This window comes from Mesorhizobium sp. P2_C7, from assembly GCF_056404515.1.
In genome coordinates this window covers 160054-177771 of the sequence record NZ_JBFUDW010000013.1, presented here as the reverse complement: position 1 = coordinate 177771, position 17718 = coordinate 160054, and the positions used below count along the sequence as shown (strand labels likewise).

Here is a 17718-nt window from a genome sequence, read left to right as displayed (position 1 = left end):
GAAACAAGCCAGACTACCCCAAACGAAAAACGGCGCCGAAACCGGCGCCGTTTTCATTTCAACATCTGATTGTCCGCTCTAGAACACCTGGCGGAAGATGATGAACAGCACGAAGGCGAGCGTGATCGAGCACGGCAAGGTCAGTACCCAGGCAAGCAGCAGGTTGCGCACCGTCGACCATTGCAGCCCCGAACCGTTGGCGGCCATCGTTCCGGCAACGCCCGACGACAGCACGTGCGTTGTCGACACCGGCAGTCCTAGCCGGTCGGCCATGCCGATGGTCACCATCGCGACAAGCTCCGCGGCGGCACCCTGGCCATAGGTCAAATGGCTCTTGCCGATCTTCTCGCCGACCGTGACGACGATGCGCTTCCAGCCGACCATGGTGCCGAGGCCGAGCGCCAGGGCAACGGCGACCTTCACCCAGATCGGGATGAACTTCGTCGCGTTGTCGACGGCCTTGTGATAGTCGGTGACCGCTTTCAGATCGGCGGCCTCCATCGGCAGCAACTTCTTCTTGTCGATCAGCTTGAGTGCCTCGCCGATCAGGTAGATGTCGTTGCGGGCGTTGCTGACCAGATCGGTCGGCACGTTGTCGACAGTGGCATAGGGCTGCAGGCCCGCTGTCGTGTTGTGGATGTAGGTCTGCAGCGCGACCGTCGTCTGGTCGCTCCAGGTCCGGGTGCGCACGGCATCCTGGACGGCGGCCTTGGCGTCGGTGACGGTGACGCCCGGCTTGACATATTTGCCCAGCGCCTGCTCGACGTTGACCGAAGCCGACTTGTAGGCCTCTAGATAGTTGATGTCGGGCGTCCGGTTCAGCGCAAAGGCCGTCGGCACGACACCGATCAGGATCAGCATGATAAGGCCCATGCCTTTCTGTCCATCATTGGAGCCGTGCGCGAAGCTGACGCCGGTGCAGGTGAAGATCAGCGGCCCGCGGATCCACCACGGCGGCGGCGTGTTGCCTTTCGGTGCTTCGTAGAGGGCCGGATTGCGCACCATAAGCTTCATCGCATAGAGCAGGATCGCCGCGGCGAAGAAGCCGATGATCGGCGACACCAGCAAGGTGATGCCGACATTGGTCGCCTGCGACCAGTCGACACCGCTGGTGGCACTGCCGGCAGGTGCCATGAACTGGTTAGCGAGGCCGACGCCGATGATCGAGCCGACCATCGTGTGCGAGCTCGACGCCGGCAGGCCGAGGAACCAGGTGCCGAGGTTCCACAGGATCGCGGCGACGAGCAGTGCGAACACCATGGCAAAGCCGGAGGATGAGCCGACCTGCAGGATCAGCTCGACCGGCAGCAGCGACAGGATGCCGAAAGCGACCGCACCGCTGGAGGTGAGAACCCCGAGGAAATTGAAGGCGCCCGACCACATGACCGCGAACTCGGCCGGCATGGAGCGTGTGTAGATGACCGTCGCCACCGCATTGGCGGTATCATGAAAGCCGTTGACGAACTCGAAGCCGAGCGCGATCAGCAAGGCAATGCCGAGCAGGATCCACGGCACGGTCTTGGCCTCGGCCAGATCCTGGCTGAGCGCATAGCCGACATAGACGACGCCAACGAGCACCAGCACGCCGAAAGCCGGCAGGAACCACTTCGCGCTACCCGAATTGTGCAGCGGATGATCCGGTCTCGGAATGCCCGCCTCACTAGAAACTATGTCCACCATGTCCCACTCCTATTGCATTGCAGCAAAGAACCGGGACGAACGCTATGTCCGCACAATGAACCCTGTGTGACGATATCGGACACAACTTCCGAGGATATTTCAGGCGAAAAGCCTGGCGTCGACGCTGTCAGGCGCCCCTGGACCGCGTCTTCAGGATCGCCGAAAACAGCGGATCGAAGGCCCGGCTGATCGGCGCCGCGGCGGCACCGAGCGCGATCGACCAGGGATCGGTGGTGCCGAGCTGCAGGCGCGGCAAATTCCGCTCCGGCCGGTCGGCGATCGACGGCAGCAGCGGATGCATCGCCTCGACCAGCCGGCGGGCCAGCGCTTCCGGCGCTCCGCTGGTCAGGATGACAGTCTGGGGATCGAAGATCGTTTCGATGAGATGCACGCTCCAGCGCAGATCATGCGCCGCACCATCGATCCAGGCAATGATCTTGGGATCCTCGGCCGCGACCAGGCCGTCCATCTGTTGGTAGATGTCGTCGTCGGCCGGATTGAGGCCGAGATGCTGGTAAAGCGAGGCCAGCGACGCGCGATGTTCGAGCGGCGTCGAGCTGGGGCCGGCCGGCGACAGCAGCGCCATGCCGATCTCGCCGGCATTGCCATAGCCGCCGCTGTAGAGCTCGCCGTTCAGGATCAGTCCGGCGCCGATGCCGTAACCGACGTAGAGGCAGACCGCGTGATCGACGCCATGCGCCGCGCCGACGATGCGCTCCGCCGTCGCACAGGCGGCGGCGTCGTTCTGCAAGCTGACATTCAGGCCTGTGCCTCTCGCCAGCGTGTCCAGAAGCGGAAATTTCTGCCAGGCCGGCATCATCCATTTATCGTCCGAATTCTTCAGCCCGAAAGGACCCGGCATCGCGACGCCGAGGCCGACAAGCCTCTCTTCGGATTGGGCGGACATCTGGGATAGCTCACGCCGGACGCCGCCGACCAGGCCAAGGATCACCTCGACGCCCTTCGATGGCTCATCGAACGGCAGGTTGGCCTCGGCTCGCGCCAGCACGCTGCCGACCAGGTCGACGGCGACCGCCCGCGTCAGGTGGCGATCGATCTGCAGCCCGATGGCGAAGGCGCCTTCGGGAACCAGCCTGTAAGGGGTCGATGGCTGGCCCCTGCCCTTGCGCACCGCCTCGAGGGCAACGACCAGGCCGTCGCTTTCGAGATCCTCGATGATGTTGGAGACCGCCTGCTTGGTGAGTTGGGTCGCCCGCGCCAGGTCGGCGCGCGACAGGGCGCCATTGAGGCGCAGCGCCTCGATCATGACACGACGGTTGTGCGCGCTCGTGCCTTCCTGGTTGGTGCCGCTCTTGGCGCGGATCGGGCTGATATCGTCCACCGGCGTTTCCCTCTTGACTCCATTAGGGTATTGATCGACTAATTAAGTCAAGCGAATTGACTTAATAGCGAAACCGACCGCAGAACAAGACGGCCAGGGCTTTAAGCCGGGCGCCGCCCACGGTCGGGGGACCATTGGGTCACGTGACATCAATCCGGGAAGGCAACGCATATCGCCGGCCCGCCAACATCGGAAATGGGAGAAGAAGATGCTGAAATCGATCGGTAAGACACTCTTGGGCGCAGTCTTTGTCGGAGGATTGCTCGTTCCCCATGCTTTCGCCGAAACGTCCATCAATGCGCTTTTCATGGCGCAGGCCGCCTACAGCGAGGCTGACGTACGCGCCATGACGGACGCTTTCACGAAGGCCAATCCCGACATCAAGGTCAATCTCGAATTCGTCCCCTATGAGGGCCTGCACGACAAGACCGTGCTCGCGCAGGGCTCGGGCGGTGGCTACGACGTCGTGCTGTTCGACGTCATCTGGCCGGCCGAATACGCCACCAACAAGGTGCTGGTCGATGAGTCGTCGAAGATCACCGGCGACATGAAGAAGGGCGTGCTGCCCGGCGCCTGGACCACGGTCCTGTATGAAGGCAAGTACTACGGCATGCCGTGGATCCTCGACACCAAATACCTGTTCTACAACAAGGATATCCTGGAGAAGGCCGGCATCAAGGCGCCGCCGAAGACCTGGGAAGAACTCGGCGAACAGGCCAAGATCATCAAGGACAAGGGCCTGCTGAAGACACCGATCGCCTGGAGCTGGTCGCAGGCCGAGGCCGCGATCTGCGACTACGCCACGCTGGTCAGCGCCTATGGCGGCGACTTCCTCAAGGACGGCAAGCCGGACTTCCAGAATGGCCCCGGCGTCGCGGCGCTGAAATACATGGTCGACAGCTACAAGTCGGGCCTCACCAATCCCAATTCCAAGGAATTCCTGGAAGAGGACGTGCGCAAGGTCTTCGAAAACGGTGACGCCGCCTTCGCGCTGAACTGGACCTACATGTACAACATGGCCAACGATCCGAAGGACAGCAAGGTCGCGGGCAAAGTCGGCGTTGTGCCGGCGCCAGGTGTCAGTGGCACCAGCGAGGTGTCGGCCGTCAACGGCTCGATGGGCCTTGGCGTCACAGCGGTCTCCAAGCATCCGGACGAAGCCTGGAAATACATTGAATTCATGACCTCGCAGGCGACGCAAAACCAGTATGCCAAGCTCTCGCTGCCGATCTGGGCGTCGTCCTATGACGACCCGGCGGTGACCAAGGGCCAGGAAGAGCTGATCGCCGCCGCCAAGCTCGGCCTGGCTGCGATGTATCCGCGCCCGACCACGCCGAAATACCAGGAGCTGTCGACTGCCTTGCAACAGGCGATCCAAGAATCGCTTCTCGGCCAGTCTTCGCCGGAAGACGCCTTGAAGACCGCCGCGCAAAACAGCGGCCTCTGAGCACTGTTGTCGTTCAACATGGGCGGCCTTGTGCCGCCCATGTTATGTCCAGATCAAAGATGAACGAAGAAAGGCTGCTCCGATGTCGGGCACCTGGATGACAACCCGTGCATGGTTGCTGATGCTGCCGCTGCTCGTGGTCATGGTCGCCGTCATCGGATGGCCATTAGTCGATACTGTCGGGCTTTCCTTCACCGACGCCAAGCTTGTCGGCACGGGCGGCAATTTCGTCGGCTTCGACAATTATGCGAACATGCTGTCCAGCTCGAATTTTTCGCGCACGCTGGTCACCACGACACTCTTCGCGGTGATTTCGGTCGCCGCCGAAATGGTGATCGGCGTTCTCGCAGCACTGCTGCTCAATCAGCAGTTTCATGGCCGCGCCATCCTGCGCGCCTTGATGATCCTGCCCTGGGCGCTGCCGACCGTGGTCAACGCCACCCTGTGGCGGCTGATCTACAATCCCGAATATGGCGCGCTCAACGCTGCCCTCACACAAATGCACCTCATCGATGCCTACCGTTCCTGGCTCGGCGAGCCGGGCACCGCCCTGGCGGCGCTGATCGTCGCCGACTGCTGGAAGAATTTTCCGCTGGTGGCGCTGATCGCGCTGGCCGCGCTGCAGGCGGTGCCGCGCGACATTACCGCTGCCTCGCTCGTCGACGGCGCCGGGGCTTTCAACCGCTTCCGCTTCGTCATCCTGCCCTATCTCGCCGGCCCGCTGATGGTGGCGCTGGTGCTGCGCACCATCGAGGCTTTCAAGGTCTTCGACATCATCTGGGTAATGACCCGCGGCGGCCCGGCCAACAGCACGCGCACGCTGTCGATCCTCGTCTACCAGGAGGCCTTCTCCTTCCAGCGCGCCGGCTCCGGCGCGTCGCTGGCGCTGATCGTCACCTTGCTCGTCACCGTGCTGGCCGTCGCCTATGCGGCGCTGGTGCGCAAGACCGCCGGGAGTGCCGCCTGATGGAACGCCAGAGCCCGGCCTTCACCATCTTCATCCATGCCTGCGCTTTGCTGCTCGCAGCCGTCATCCTGGCGCCCCTTGCCTGGCTGTTTATCATGAGCATCTCGCCAGCCGCCGACCTTGCCGCCAAGCCGCTGCGCTGGTGGCCGCAAAGTGCTGACTTCTCGCGCTACGGGCAATTGCTGTCGACCGCCGAAAACAGTGCCGGCGCTGCCTTCACCTCATCGCTGCGCAACAGCCTCGAGATTGCCGGCATGGCGACCATCGCGGCGCTCGCGCTGGCGATCCCGGCCGGCTGGGCCGTCTCGCGCACGCCATCGATCGGCTGGTCGCTCTCGATGGTCATCGCCACCTACATGCTGCCGCCGGTGGCGCTGGCCGTGCCGCTCTATATGGGCCTGTCGTATCTCGGCCTGCTCAACAATGTCTTCGGCCTGGCGCTGGTCTACCTGACCATACTGGCGCCCTTCACCACCTGGCTGATGAAGTCGGGTTTCGACTCGATCCCGCGCGAAATCGAGGCGGCGGCGATGATCGACGGCGCCGGACTGTTCCAGACGCTGCGCATCATCACGCTGCCGCTGGCCGCACCGGTAATGGCGACATCGGCGCTGTTTGCCGTGCTGCTCGCCTGGGACGAATTCTTCTATGCGCTGCTGTTCACCTCGGACCAGCGCGCCAAGACCCTGACCGTCGCCATCGCCGATTTGGCCGGCGGCCGGGTTTCCGACTACGGATTGATCGCCACGGCCGGCGTGCTGGCAGCCTTGCCGCCGGTGCTGATCGGCCTGGTCATGCAGCGGGCGCTGATTTCGGGCCTGACCAGCGGCGGTGTGAAAGGATGACGATGACCACTGGCAAGAGCCGCCCCGCCGGGCTCATGGCGATCGACCGCGAAATGGCGCGCCAGCATGCCGATGCGATCGCGTCGTTCGAACACAACGCGGCCATGGCGGCAAAGATCGCCGCCTCGATCCGGCGGAGCGGGCGCCTTTTGTTGCTCGGCATGGGCGGCTCGCATGCCGTCGGCCGCGCCGTCGAGCCGCTCTACCGCGCGCTTGGCATCGATGCGCTGGCACTGCCGCTTTCCGAGCAACTCGGCCAACCGTTGCCACGGGCCGGCAGGACGGTGCTCGTCACCTCGCAGTCAGGTGAGAGCGCGGAGGTCGTCAGATGGTTCTCAGAGGCTGGCGGCACCGCCGATGTTTTCGGCTTGACGCTTGAAGGCGATTCGTTCCTGGCTCGCACGGTGCCTTGCCTGGTCGGCGCCGGCGGCACCGAACTGGCGTTTGCCGCAACCCGCAGCCTGACCGTGACCTTCGCCTTGCATCTGGCGATCCTCGCGGCACTCGGCGAGGATCCGAGTGCCGCGCTTGGCGCCCTGGATCAGCCACAAGACAATGACATCACGTTGGCGCTCGCAGCACTGGCTGGAGTGACGGCCGTCGTCACCTCGGGCCGGCGGTTGCAAGGTCTCGGCGAAGCGCTGGCACTCGGCCTTACCGAACTGTCGCGCCTGCCGTGCTTTTCGCTCGAGGGTGGCCAGTTGCGTCACGGGCCGATGGAAATGCTCGGCCCGCACGTCGGCGTCATCCTGTTTCGCGGCAACGACCCGACATCGGATCTGGTGACCGCCATGGCCATGTCCGTGATCGAGGCCGGCGCACCGCTCGTCGTCTTCGATTCGTCCGGGCAAAGGCCTGTCGCAGGAGCCGTGACGCTTTCCTTCAAACCGGCTTCCGGTATGGCCGCGATCTTCGCCATGCTGCCTCCAGCGCAACGCCTGATGATCGCTTTCGCCGATGCCCGCGTCGACAATGCCGGCACGCCGGTTCGCTCGACCAAGATCACCAGGAGCGAGTGATGCGGCCGCTTGCGGTGATCGGCAACGTCAATGTCGACCTGATTGTCGGCCCGGTAGCGCCGTGGCCTGTCGCCGGAACGGAGACCGTCGTCGACCACGACGAATTGCGCGTCGGCGGCCAGGCAGGCAACAGCGCGCTGGCCTGGGAGGCGCTGGGCGTCGATTTCGCCGTTGCCGCCAATGTCGGCGACGACCAGTTCGGCCGTTGGCTTCGCGAGGCGTTTGGCCGCCGTGCCGAGAAATGGCCGGTCCGTCCTGAAGGCACGACCCTGTCCGTCGGCATGACCCACCCGGACGGCGAGCGGACCTTCTTCACCACACGCGGACATCTGCCGCGCTTCGGCCTCGGCGATGTGCTTTCCGTGCTCGACGGCAGGGCGCTCTCGGGCGGCTACGCGCTGTTGTGCGGCTCTTTCCTGACCGACGATCTCACACGCCATTACGAGGCGTTTTTCGACTGGGCGGACAGCAACGGCATTGCCGTCGCGCTCGACACCGGCTGGCCGATCGATGGCTGGACCGAGGCCAATTGCACGGCCACCCGCGCATGGCTGTCGCGCTGCGAACTGGCGCTGTTCAACGAGGTCGAGACCGTGACCCTGGCCGGAATGCAGAGCCCTGTGGAGGCAGCCCGCGCGATCCGGTCAAGCATGAGGGAAGGCGCGACCTTCGTCGTCAAGCGCGGCCCGCTGGGCGCCATCGCCATCGGCCCGGACGGCGCACTTGTCGAAGCCGTCGCGCCCGATGTCCGGGTGGTCGACACGATCGGCGCCGGCGATGTCTTCAACGCCGCCTTCCTCGCTGCACTGGCGCAGGAGCAGCCGCTGTCGGCCTGTCTCTCCGCCGCGACGCATGTGGCGTCGCGCGCGATTTCCACCTTGCCCCGCAACTATGGTGGGCCGATGCAGTTCAGGGAATCCACACATGAGCGCGCTTGAAATCCGCGACATCCGCAAGAGCTACGGCAGTGTCGAGACGCTGAAAGGCATCGACATCGCGCTGCAGAGCGGCGAATTCCTGGTGCTGCTCGGCTCCTCGGGCTGCGGAAAATCGACGCTGCTCAACATCATCGCCGGGCTGGCCGAGGCGACCAGCGGCGATGTGCTGATCGGCGGTCGCTCGATCCTTGGCGTTCATCCCAAGAATCGCGATATCGCCATGGTCTTCCAGTCCTATGCGCTCTATCCGAACCTGACTGTTCACCGCAACATCGGCTTCGGATTGGAGATGCGAGGGGTTGCCGCCGACGAGCGCAACAGGGCGGTACACGAAGCGGCGAAGCTCCTGCAGATAGAGACCTTGCTCGACCGCAAGCCGAGCCAGCTTTCTGGCGGCCAGCGCCAGCGCGTCGCCATTGGCCGGGCGCTGGTGCGCAAGCCGCAGGTCTTCCTGTTCGACGAGCCGCTGTCCAATCTCGACGCCAAGCTGCGCCTGGAAATGCGCACCGAACTGAAGCGCCTGCACCAGATGCTGCAGACCACGATCGTCTATGTCACCCACGACCAGATCGAGGCAATGACGCTGGCGACCCGCATCGCGGTGATGCGCGACGGCCGGATCGAGCAGCTCGGCACGCCCGAAGATATCTACGACCAGCCGGCGACACTCTATGTCGCGGGCTTTGTCGGCGCGCCGTCGATGAACATGCTGCAGGCGGTCGTCGCCGACGGAAAGCTGGCCATAGCCGATACCGACGTCCGCATACCCGTGCCTGCACGCTATCGAAACTCGGCTCGCAACGGCGCACGGGTCGTCGTCGGCATCAGGCCCGAAGCGCTTCGCGTGACGTCCGGTGCTGCGACGGACTTGTCATTGCCCGTTGAGATCGAGGTCATCGAACTGACCGGACCCGAACTGGTCACCACGGCTCGCATCGGTCCACAGCGGCTGACGGCTTGCCTGCCGCCACGGACCCGGCTTGCCAAGGGCCAAACATGCAGCTTCGCCTTCGATGAGACAGCGCTTCGCTTGTTTGACCCGGCAACCGGCAAGGCCTTCCTGGATCAGCCCTGATCGATGTCCTCGCGGGTATGCGGTGACCCCGCAATCTCAAGCAGGGACGACACCAGCAACTGCCGTTCGTCTTTCGAAAGGACATCCGCATCGAAGAGGCTCATGCTGCGCAGCCCTTCTATGGCCAAGTAGCAGACCAGCAGCGACTTCAGATCCGGCGTCTCGCCCTTCAGCCGCTCGAAAAGCTGCTGCTTGAACGTCTTTATCGGCGTCATGAAGTCGGGATCCTCGGCGATCGCCGAAAAGATCCAGGATGCCGATGGCCGCTTCTCCTCGCAATCGCTTGCCGACAGCGTGATGTAGACTGCGAGTGGGTTTTTGCCTTTGTCGGCACTATTTGCGGTTTCGAGCGCTTGCCCGAAGTCACGCAAATAGCCCTCGACCAGTCCCTGCATCAACTTGGCCTTGGTCGGGAAATTGTAGAGCAACCCGCCTTTCGATACGCCGGCGCGGCTGGCGACCGCTTCCAGCGACAGGCTGCCGGGCCCGGATTCTCGTGCGACGTCCGCCGCCGCAGCAAGAATCTTCTCGCGCGAATTCGATCTTGGAGCTTTCATGGCCCCTCCCATCGCAAGCTTAGGCCCAATTGACAAGACCGTCCAGACGGTACAGTAAGACCGCCGTTATTTGAAATCGGGACCCGCAGTCGATATGTGTCCCGATGTCCGCGCTTCGCGCCGGATTTCGGCTGAGGGGACTTCCTTGTTCAAGCGCATCCTTCGTATCGTCATCATCGCCCTGGTTCTGCTCGTCCTCTTCGTCGTGGTCGGTGGCATTGTCGGCTTCAACTTCCTGCGCGACAACGGCATCAAGCAGTATTTCGCTACGATGAAGCCGCCGGCGGCGACAGTGTCGACGACCATCGCCAAGCCGTCGACCTGGACGCCGGGCGTCGAGGCTATCGGTACGGTCAGGGCTGTGCGCGGTGTCGATCTGACGGTTGAAACCACCGGCATCGTCAAGGAGATCCTGTTTCACGCCAACCAGAAGGTTGCGGAAGGCGCGGTCCTGCTGCAACTCGACGGTGCGGTCGAGCGCGCCGATCTGGAAGCGACGAAGGCGCAAGTCGCGGTCGTCCAGATGGCGCTGACGCGCGCCATTGAACTGCAGAGGCGCGGCGTCAATGCGGACGCTACGCTCGACACGGCGCGGGCAACCGCATCGGCAACCGCCGCGCAAGTGAACAAACTGCAGGCGGTGCTCGACCAAAAGCAGCTGACGGCGCCTTTCAGCGGCACGGTGGGCATTCCGAGAATCGACCTCGGCCAGTACCTGGCGCCTGGCACCGTAGTGGTGACGTTGCAGGATCTGGACACGATGCGGGTCGATTTCTCGGTTCCCGAACAACAGCTCCCGCTGCTCAAGATCGGCCAGACGGTGCGGCTGGGCATCGGCGGCGGCGAGATGCCCTATGCCGGTACCATTCGCGGCATCGACCCGAAAATCGACCCATCCAGCCGGTTGGTGAATATCAGGGCGGAAGTCGCCAATCCTGAAGGCAAGCTGACCCCGGGCCAGTTCGTGCAGGTGCGTGTCGAACTGCCCGAAGAGCAGAATGTGCTGGCGCTGCCGCAGACGGCGCTGACCACCAGCCTCTATGGCGACTACATATTCGTGGTGCAGCCAGCGAAGCCCGCCGAAGCGCCCTCCACGCAGGCAGCCAAGCCGGAAGAAAAGCCCGCCGCGTCGGCAACCGACAAACCGGCGGACGCCCAACTCGCAGGCAAAAAGCCCGCGGATACCAAACCGGCTGACGCGATGAAGCCGGCGGCTGATGCAACCAAGCCTGCCGCCGATGCGGCAAAGCCGGCAGACAAGGCTGCCGATCCGGCCAAGCCGGCGGCGGAAGCCGACAAGCCCGCGCTGGTGCTGTCGCAGGTCTTCGTCAAGCCCGGTCGTCGCAACGAGGGCATGGTCGAGATCGTCGAGGGGCTGAAGGCTGGCGACGAAGTCGTCACCGCCGGTCAGAACCGGCTTTTCAATGGCATGTCCGTCGCGGTCGACAACACCATCGACCCGACCAAATCGGCGAACAAGCAGGCCGACCAGCAATGAGCTTTTCCGATATCTTCATTCGCCGGCCTGTCCTTTCGACGGTCCTTGCCTGCATGATCCTGCTGCTGGGTTTCCAGGGCATCTTCAACCTGTCAATCCGGCAATATCCGAAGGTCGACGAGACGGCGATCACCATCACGACGGCCTATCCAGGCGCCAGCGCCGACCTGATCCAGGGCTTCATTTCCGCTCCGATCGCCCGCGCCGTCGCCTCGACCGAGAACATCGACTACGTCACCTCGTCGAGCCGTCCGTCCTCCAGCACCGTGACGGTGCAGATGAAGCTTGGCTCCAACCCCGACGTGGCACTGACCGAAGTGCTGTCCAAGGTCCAGGGCGTGCGGGGCACCTTGCCGGACGCTTCCAAGGATCCCGTCATCGTCAAGGGCACGGGCCAGCAGTTCGCGATGATGTACATCTCGATGCAGAATCCGAACATGACGAAGGAGCAGCTGACGGAGTACATCGAGCGCGTCATCCGGCCACGCATGTCGACGGTCGAAGGCGTCGCCGACGTGCAGATCTTCGGCGCCCAGGAATACTCGATGCGCGTCTGGATCGACCCGGTCAAGCTTGCCGCGCGCGGCGTGACTGCCGCCGAAGTTCTGGAGGCGATCGATAATTCCAACTTCCTGTCGGCGCCGGGCAATACGCAGAACGAGTATGTGGTCTCGTCGATCACAGTGCGCTCGACGCTGCAGACGCCCGAAGCATTCGCCGCGCTGCCGTTGCGCTCGACGGACGGCAATGTGGTGCGGCTGCGCGACGTGGCTCGCGTCGAACTCGGCGCCGAGAACACCGACACCAGGGTCAGCTTCAACGGCAAGCCCGGCACCTTCCTCGCCATCTTCCCGACACCCGCGGCCAACCCACTGACCACGGCGGCGGCGCTTACCAAGCTGGTACCGCAGATTCAGGAAACACTGCCGAAAGGCATGACCATCGAGGTCGTCTACGATGCGACCGGGCAGATCAGCGCCTCGATCGAAGAGGTGTTCAAGACCATCGCCGAGGCGGTTGCCATCGTCGTCGTCGTCATCCTTTTGTTCCTTGGCTCTTTCCGTTCGGTGATGATGCCGATCGTCACCATCCCGCTGTCGCTGATCGGCGTCTGCTTCCTTTTGTTTGCGGTGGGCTATTCGATCAATCTTCTCTCCCTGCTGGCCATGGTGCTGGCCATCGGCCTCGTCGTCGATGACGCCATCGTGGTGGTGGAAAACATCCATCGCCACATGGAGGAAGACCATATGTCGCCGATGCAGGCGGCGTTCAGCGGCATGCGCGAGATCGCCTCGGCCATTGTCGCCATGACGATGACGCTGGCAGCCGTGTTCGCACCGCTGGCCTTCACCGGCGGCCTGACCGGCGCGCTGTTCCGCGAATTCGCGGTCACGCTCGCCGGCTCGGTCGTGCTGTCAGGTGTCATCGCCGTCACCATCACCCCGATGATGTCGGCGCGCCTCTTGAAGTCCGGCACACCGGGCCGTTTCCAGCGTATTGTCGACGGCACCTTCGCGCGGGTCGAGCACGTCTACGAGAGGGCCGTCACCGGTTCGCTGAACTATCGCCCGCTGACGCTGATCATCGTGCTGGCGCTTGTCGGCGTCACCGGTTTCATGTTCACCAAGACCTCGAGCGAACTGGCGCCGGAAGAGGACCAGGGCTTTCTGCTCTCGATTGTGACAGCGCCACGCTATGCTACGTCCGACTACACCGAGACATACGTCAACCAGATGCTCGGCCTTGTGAGGGATATTCCCGAGACGCGGGCGCAGTTCTCCGCCGTCGCCTTCGGCGGTGAGACAAACAGCGCCTTCGTCGGCTTTGCCTTCAAGGACTGGGCTGAACGCAAACGCAATTCCAAGGAATTGCAGGCCGACATTACGGCCCGTCTCGCCAAGGTGGCGGGTGTCCAGGCCTTCGTCTTTGCGCCACCGACGCTGCCGGGCTCCGGCGGCGGCCTGCCCATCGCCATGGTGGTGCGATCGACCGGCGATTCCTCGGAAGTGTACGATGTGGCGGAGAAGATCAAGAACAAGGCGCAGGCCTCCGGTCGCTTCATCGTCGTGCAGAATTCGATGGCCTATGACGCGCCGCAGGTGACGGTGACCATCGATCGCGACCGCGCCGCGGCCCTCAACCTGCCGATCGCCGATATCGGCCGGACGTTGACGCTGCTGGTCGGCGGTGCCGAAGTGGCGCAATTCGATCGCGACTCCAACAGCTACGACATCATCCCGCAGGTGCCGCAGGAGTTCCGCGACAACCCCGAAAAGCTCGGCCAATACTTCGTGCGCAGCGTGACGGGCGAGATGGTGCCGCTGTCGGCCGTGGTGAATATCTCCAACAATGCCGCGCCAGCGGCCATCGAGCAGTTCAACCAGCTGAATTCAGCGACGATTTCCGCGCTTCCGCTGCCCGGCGTCACCACCGGCGACGGGCTGAAGGCACTGGAGGACATCGCCAGGGAGAACCTGCCCGATAGTTTCTTCATCGATTACTCCGGCCAGTCCAGGCAGGAGAAGGAACAGGGCAACACCATCCTGATCGCCTTTGCGGCGGCCGTCATCGTCATCTATCTGGTGCTGGCGGCGCAGTTCGAAAGCTTCCGCGACCCGCTGATCATCATGATGGCGGTGCCGCTGTCGATCTTCGGCGCCATCGTGCCGCTCAATCTGGGTCTCGGCACGCTCAACATCTATACGCAGGTCGGCCTGATCACGCTGATCGGCCTGATCACCAAGCACGGCATCCTTCTGGTCGAGTTCGCCAACCAGCAGCGTGAAATCCATGGCATGCGGCGGCGCGACGCCATCATCGCCTCGGCCAAGGTCCGCCTGCGCCCGATCCTGATGACGACGGCGGCGATGGCGCTTGGCGTGGTGCCGCTGATCATGTCCAGCGGTGCGGGCGCCGCGGCGCGCTATTCGATGGGCCTGGTCATCTTCACCGGCATCCTGGTCGGCACCATGTTCACGCTCTTCGTCGTGCCCATGTTCTACACTTTCATCGCCAGCAAGGACCTGCCGCATCTGGCCGAGAAGCCGGATCCCAAGCTGATGCCGGCACTGCCGAACTAAAGCAATTCCAGGAAAAGTGTGAAACGGTTTTCCCGGGAAAAGCGCGTAGCGCTTTCCCTTAGGGAATTGCGTCAAAACAAAGAGTTAGAGCAGTTGGCCGTTTCAGAGAAACGGTGAACTGCTCTAAAGCAAAACAGGATGACAACAAAAAAGAGGCCGGAAAATTCCGGCCTCTTTTTTTGGCTGGGCTCGATACCGCCGGTTTGAGCTGTACTCGATACCGCGCAAACCTTCCTGCGGGAGCCTTGAACGAGGACGCGGCAGTTGGCCTGCCCGTTTCACAGCCTGCTACTTGACGATGACAATGCTGGTGTTGGTGGGCCCGAACATTTCGACGAGCTGATAGAAATCGGCGGCGTTGTCGGGATGCAGCCGCACGCAGCCATGCGAAGCCGGCTGGCCGAGGCGCTTGATCGCGTTGGTGGCATGCACCGCATAGCCGCCGCTGAAGAAGACCGAGTGCGGCATCGGCGCGTTGTCGTACTTCTTCGAATACCACATCTCATGCATGCGCGTCGGCTTGAACGAGCCGGTCGGCGTCACATGGGCTCCGTCGCCGGTGGAAACCTTCCAGGCGAAGGCTGGCCGGCCGTCGACCGAGACTTCCATGACCTGCTGTGAAAGCGAGACGCGCGCCACGATCTTGTTGGCGGCGTGCGCTGCGCCCGAGCCGGCGCCGAACAGCAGTGCCGCACCGGTCAGGGCGGCGGCGGCGACGTTGATCAGCTTGGCGGAAATGGCGGTGTGCATGATGGAATCCCCTCTCTCTGCCGGACTTGGCCGGCTCCAATTCGATGGCTGCTTATCCCAATGTCATGTTTCGGGGAGATTTCGTGAAATGCTCGTTTATGTTTCGAATCTGTTTCCTCTGGTTAACAAGAAACGCCGCTGACGCAGCCGAGAATGGGGGACAGACACTGCTTGCTGGCGGGGCCCAGATCACAAACATGGGTATTTGCCTCTAAACGAAGGTGCGAATTTCTGTATATGAAACAATGATCTTCGATCTCGAAACCAAGCGGCAACAAAGCGCGACTCCAAGCGGCATGATCCGGATACGGGCCGCAAGCAAAGTTGACGTAACGAAAACAGCCGGTACGAAAATGGAAACGAAATCGAACGCACTGTCCTGGGTTCTCAGGATCAGCATCGCGGCAGTGGTCATCGGCGGCGTCGGCACGGTTGCCGGCAACTCGTTGACAAGTCTCGGCGCGATGACGTCAGGCGAGATTTCGACCCTGCATGCCGCACTGTTTTTTGCCACGGTCTGGATTGTTTCCAGCCTGCGCATCGTTCGGCTTAAGGCCCTCTGGCGGGTCGGTCTTAAGCTGACGGGAATGCGCGGCCCCTCCGGCAACTTGCTGCCGAGAGGACCGAAGGCCCGCGCCGCAGCGGGGGGCTCCGTGAGCGGCGCGGGCACTTCGGGAGTATCCTGAAGTGACCTGCAACACACATATGGGGAACTGATACGATGAACACGAAATTCGCCGCTTCGGTGCTTTCTGCACTGCTTTACGCGCAGGGCCTGCTGGGCTTTGCCGCTGTTGCCACCGTGCTGCTCAGGGACCGCGCCCATGCGAGCGAGCTCACCATGGGCAATGACATGCCGGCGGGTCCCTCGCTGCTGGTGGTGCGCTGAGCGTCAGGAGCATCGGACCCAGGTGGAAACTCCGATGCTCGAACGAAGAGATGGTGTCAGTGCCCAGCCGTCAGTCGACGAATTGCTGCGGCGGATCGAACCGATAGCCGGCGCCGCGTATGGTGGTGATGGTGTCGGTGTCGAGCTTGCGGCGCAGCCGCACGATGCGCGAATCGATCGAGCGATCGAAGGCGTCGGCGTTTTCGGCAGGTGCCGCGGCAATGATATCGTCACGCGTCAGCACCTTGCGCGGACTGGCCAGGAACAGCCTGAGCAGCGCCACCTGACCGGGCGAAAGCTGCTCTTCCGTGCCGGACCGATGCATGACCATGGCCGATCTCAGATCGACGGTCGCGTTCTCCAGCACGATCAGTTCCTGCGTGCCCCTGCCGCGCCGCGAAAGCAGGCCGCCGACACGGGCGGCGAGTTCCCTGACATTGAGTGGGCTCTCGACGACGTCGGCCGCACCAAGCTCGAGCGCCAGCACCTTGTCGACGAGATCTGCCGGCCGGCAGATCAGGATGAAATCCGGTCCGCCCTCGCCACCATGGCGCTTGAGCAGGTCCCGCCCCTCCGCCTGGCTGACGCTGTCGCCGATGACGACGACGTCGATGCCCTTTCCCGACAGCAGCGACTCAGCCTCCCATGGCTGCCGCGCCTGATGCACGTCGTGGCCACGCCGCTCGAGATGGTCGGCGAGTTCGGTGGCGACCACTTCGGCGACCGAAACGAGCGCAATGACGGATCGTGCGGCCATATTTTTCAACCGTTCCCTGGCAACTAGATATGAGTGCTGGACATCATGTTTATACCCAATCTACTTTCCACTGAAAGTGGGAGCGAGAGCATCGTGCGGGCAAGAATTGTCATCGTCGAGGATGAGCCCGATCTGAGGGACGCGGTTGCCGAATATCTGGGCGCCGCCGGCTATGACGTGGTCACCGCCGAAAGTGCGGCCGCCGCGCGCAGCCTTGTTGAAACGCAGTCGTTCCATCTCGCCATCCTCGACATCGCCATGCCGGGCGAGGATGGCCTCTCGCTCGGTCGCTGGCTGCGTTCGCGGCTGCCGATCGGTATCATCTACGCGACCGCCGCCGGCACCGCGCTCGACCGCATCGTCGGGCTGGAACTCGGCGCCGACGACTACATCGTCAAGCCCTACGAATTGCGCGAAGTGCTGGCAAGGGTCCGTAGCGTGCTGCGCCGGGTTCCTCAGCCGCAGGAGCTTCAAGGCAAGAAGGCCGCGACAGATCGCCGTTCCGTTGCCTTTGGCCCTTTCCAGGCCGATCTCGACGGCAGGCTGGTCACCGGCGCCAATGGCTCGGTGATCGACATGGCCAAGAGCGAGTTCGACGTGCTGGAGGTTTTTCTGACCCGCGCCAACCGGCTGCTGACCCGCGCCGCGATCTCCGAGGCGATCGGCTTCACCGAAGACCCGGACTCGTCGCGCGCTGTCGACATTCGCATCATGCGGCTGCGCAAGAAGATCGAGACGGATCCGGCCAATCCGAAATTTCTGCGCACGGTGCGCGGCGAAGGCTATATCTTTTCGCTGCCGACCGGCGACGGCAACTGAGCATCGAGCCCAAAGAGGGGTCAGGCTCGCAGCCGTCGCCCGCCGATCGAACTGG

At 63.3% G+C, this 17718-nt stretch carries 16 protein-coding genes; 11 read left to right on the top strand and 5 right to left on the bottom strand.

The features are described from left to right. Positions 1-78: 78 nt before the first annotated feature. Together AC1D2G_RS25210 and AC1D2G_RS25205 are read right to left on the bottom strand one after the other, a co-directional pair. Positions 79-1680, bottom strand: coding sequence for an inorganic phosphate transporter (locus AC1D2G_RS25210; RefSeq protein WP_477417354.1), 1602 nt, complete (start codon positions 1678-1680; stop codon positions 79-81). Between the two features lie 127 nt (positions 1681-1807). Further along, entirely contained in the window at positions 1808-3022 is a 1215-nt protein-coding gene (locus AC1D2G_RS25205; protein WP_477417352.1) for an ROK family protein, read from the bottom strand. 208 nt (positions 3023-3230) lie between these two features. Between AC1D2G_RS25205 and AC1D2G_RS25200 the strand changes: the two genes are divergently transcribed. The 6 genes from AC1D2G_RS25200 to AC1D2G_RS25175 all read left to right on the top strand — a co-directional run bounded on the left by AC1D2G_RS25200 (position 3231) and on the right by AC1D2G_RS25175 (position 9313). Continuing rightward, the gene (locus tag AC1D2G_RS25200; RefSeq protein ID WP_095089244.1) at positions 3231-4469 is read left to right on the top strand and encodes an extracellular solute-binding protein; all 1239 of its coding nucleotides are present in this window, start codon (positions 3231-3233) and stop codon (positions 4467-4469) included. An 82-nt stretch (positions 4470-4551) separates the two neighbouring features. Continuing rightward, a complete protein-coding gene (locus tag AC1D2G_RS25195) occupies positions 4552-5436 on the top strand; it encodes a carbohydrate ABC transporter permease (protein ID WP_477417350.1) in 885 nt (294 codons plus the stop codon). Beyond that, positions 5436-6281, top strand: a complete 846-nt coding sequence (locus AC1D2G_RS25190) for a carbohydrate ABC transporter permease (RefSeq protein WP_095089248.1) — start codon at positions 5436-5438, stop codon at positions 6279-6281. The genes AC1D2G_RS25195 and AC1D2G_RS25190 overlap by 1 nt, the downstream gene beginning before the upstream one ends. Beyond that, positions 6278-7300, top strand: a complete 1023-nt coding sequence (locus AC1D2G_RS25185) for an SIS domain-containing protein (RefSeq protein WP_477417348.1) — start codon at positions 6278-6280, stop codon at positions 7298-7300. Before AC1D2G_RS25190 ends, AC1D2G_RS25185 begins: the two co-directional genes overlap by 4 nt. Continuing rightward, complete coding sequence (locus AC1D2G_RS25180) at positions 7300-8238, top strand: PfkB family carbohydrate kinase (protein ID WP_477417346.1); 939 nt, start codon at positions 7300-7302, stop codon at positions 8236-8238. Before AC1D2G_RS25185 ends, AC1D2G_RS25180 begins: the two co-directional genes overlap by 1 nt. Then, entirely contained in the window at positions 8225-9313 is a 1089-nt protein-coding gene (locus tag AC1D2G_RS25175) for an ABC transporter ATP-binding protein (protein WP_477417344.1), read from the top strand. Before AC1D2G_RS25180 ends, AC1D2G_RS25175 begins: the two co-directional genes overlap by 14 nt. Here AC1D2G_RS25175 and AC1D2G_RS25170 read toward each other — a convergent pair. Then, positions 9304-9870, bottom strand: a complete 567-nt coding sequence (locus tag AC1D2G_RS25170; protein ID WP_095089256.1) for a TetR/AcrR family transcriptional regulator — start codon at positions 9868-9870, stop codon at positions 9304-9306. The two genes, AC1D2G_RS25175 and AC1D2G_RS25170, sit on opposite strands and share 10 nt — an antisense overlap. A gap of 145 nt (positions 9871-10015) precedes the next feature. On the opposite strand from AC1D2G_RS25170, the gene AC1D2G_RS25165 reads away from it, so the two are divergent. Continuing rightward, positions 10016-11368 carry an efflux RND transporter periplasmic adaptor subunit gene (locus AC1D2G_RS25165; protein ID WP_477417342.1) on the top strand — a complete coding sequence of 451 codons (1353 nt, stop codon included), beginning with the start codon at positions 10016-10018 and terminating at the stop codon, positions 11366-11368. Further along, positions 11365-14448, top strand: a complete 3084-nt coding sequence (locus AC1D2G_RS25160) for an efflux RND transporter permease subunit (protein WP_477417340.1) — start codon at positions 11365-11367, stop codon at positions 14446-14448. Before AC1D2G_RS25165 ends, AC1D2G_RS25160 begins: the two co-directional genes overlap by 4 nt. A gap of 288 nt (positions 14449-14736) precedes the next feature. Here AC1D2G_RS25160 and AC1D2G_RS25155 read toward each other — a convergent pair whose 3' ends face one another. Further along, positions 14737-15198, bottom strand: a complete 462-nt coding sequence (locus AC1D2G_RS25155; RefSeq protein ID WP_095089260.1) for a L,D-transpeptidase — start codon at positions 15196-15198, stop codon at positions 14737-14739. Positions 15199-15443: 245 nt separating this feature from the next. On the opposite strand from AC1D2G_RS25155, the gene AC1D2G_RS25150 reads away from it, so the two are divergent. After that, the gene (locus AC1D2G_RS25150; protein WP_477417338.1) at positions 15444-15884 is read left to right on the top strand and encodes a hypothetical protein; all 441 of its coding nucleotides are present in this window, start codon (positions 15444-15446) and stop codon (positions 15882-15884) included. Between the two features lie 35 nt (positions 15885-15919). Continuing rightward, complete coding sequence (locus tag AC1D2G_RS25145; protein WP_095089262.1) at positions 15920-16087, top strand: hypothetical protein; 168 nt, start codon at positions 15920-15922, stop codon at positions 16085-16087. A gap of 70 nt (positions 16088-16157) precedes the next feature. On the opposite strand, the gene AC1D2G_RS25140 is transcribed toward AC1D2G_RS25145, so the two are convergent. Next, complete coding sequence (locus tag AC1D2G_RS25140) at positions 16158-16844, bottom strand: winged helix-turn-helix domain-containing protein (protein ID WP_457151571.1); 687 nt, start codon at positions 16842-16844, stop codon at positions 16158-16160. Between the two features lie 45 nt (positions 16845-16889). On the opposite strand from AC1D2G_RS25140, the gene AC1D2G_RS25135 reads away from it, so the two are divergent. Next, positions 16890-17663 carry a response regulator gene (locus AC1D2G_RS25135; protein ID WP_477227782.1) on the top strand — a complete coding sequence of 258 codons (774 nt, stop codon included), beginning with the start codon at positions 16890-16892 and terminating at the stop codon, positions 17661-17663. Positions 17664-17718: the final 55 nt, after the last annotated feature.

What these genes read in the sequence shown, in the direction of transcription:
- AC1D2G_RS25145 (WP_095089262.1), top strand. Translation starts at nt 15,920, where the DNA reads ATGAACACGAAATTCGCCGCTTCGGTGCTTTCTGCACTGCTTTACGCG.
- AC1D2G_RS25170 (WP_095089256.1), bottom strand. Translation starts at nt 9,870, where the DNA reads ATGAAAGCTCCAAGATCGAATTCGCGCGAGAAGATTCTTGCTGCGGCG.
- AC1D2G_RS25140 (WP_457151571.1), bottom strand. Translation starts at nt 16,844, where the DNA reads ATGGCCGCACGATCCGTCATTGCGCTCGTTTCGGTCGCCGAAGTGGTC.
- AC1D2G_RS25155 (WP_095089260.1), bottom strand. Translation starts at nt 15,198, where the DNA reads ATGCACACCGCCATTTCCGCCAAGCTGATCAACGTCGCCGCCGCCGCC.
- AC1D2G_RS25180 (WP_477417346.1), top strand. Translation starts at nt 7,300, where the DNA reads ATGCGGCCGCTTGCGGTGATCGGCAACGTCAATGTCGACCTGATTGTC.
- AC1D2G_RS25185 (WP_477417348.1), top strand. Translation starts at nt 6,278, where the DNA reads ATGACGATGACCACTGGCAAGAGCCGCCCCGCCGGGCTCATGGCGATC.
- AC1D2G_RS25190 (WP_095089248.1), top strand. Translation starts at nt 5,436, where the DNA reads ATGGAACGCCAGAGCCCGGCCTTCACCATCTTCATCCATGCCTGCGCT.
- AC1D2G_RS25200 (WP_095089244.1), top strand. Translation starts at nt 3,231, where the DNA reads ATGCTGAAATCGATCGGTAAGACACTCTTGGGCGCAGTCTTTGTCGGA.
- AC1D2G_RS25160 (WP_477417340.1), top strand. Translation starts at nt 11,365, where the DNA reads ATGAGCTTTTCCGATATCTTCATTCGCCGGCCTGTCCTTTCGACGGTC.
- AC1D2G_RS25135 (WP_477227782.1), top strand. Translation starts at nt 16,890, where the DNA reads ATGTTTATACCCAATCTACTTTCCACTGAAAGTGGGAGCGAGAGCATC.
- AC1D2G_RS25210 (WP_477417354.1), bottom strand. Translation starts at nt 1,680, where the DNA reads ATGGTGGACATAGTTTCTAGTGAGGCGGGCATTCCGAGACCGGATCAT.
- AC1D2G_RS25150 (WP_477417338.1), top strand. Translation starts at nt 15,444, where the DNA reads ATGATCTTCGATCTCGAAACCAAGCGGCAACAAAGCGCGACTCCAAGC.
- AC1D2G_RS25195 (WP_477417350.1), top strand. Translation starts at nt 4,552, where the DNA reads ATGTCGGGCACCTGGATGACAACCCGTGCATGGTTGCTGATGCTGCCG.
- AC1D2G_RS25175 (WP_477417344.1), top strand. Translation starts at nt 8,225, where the DNA reads ATGAGCGCGCTTGAAATCCGCGACATCCGCAAGAGCTACGGCAGTGTC.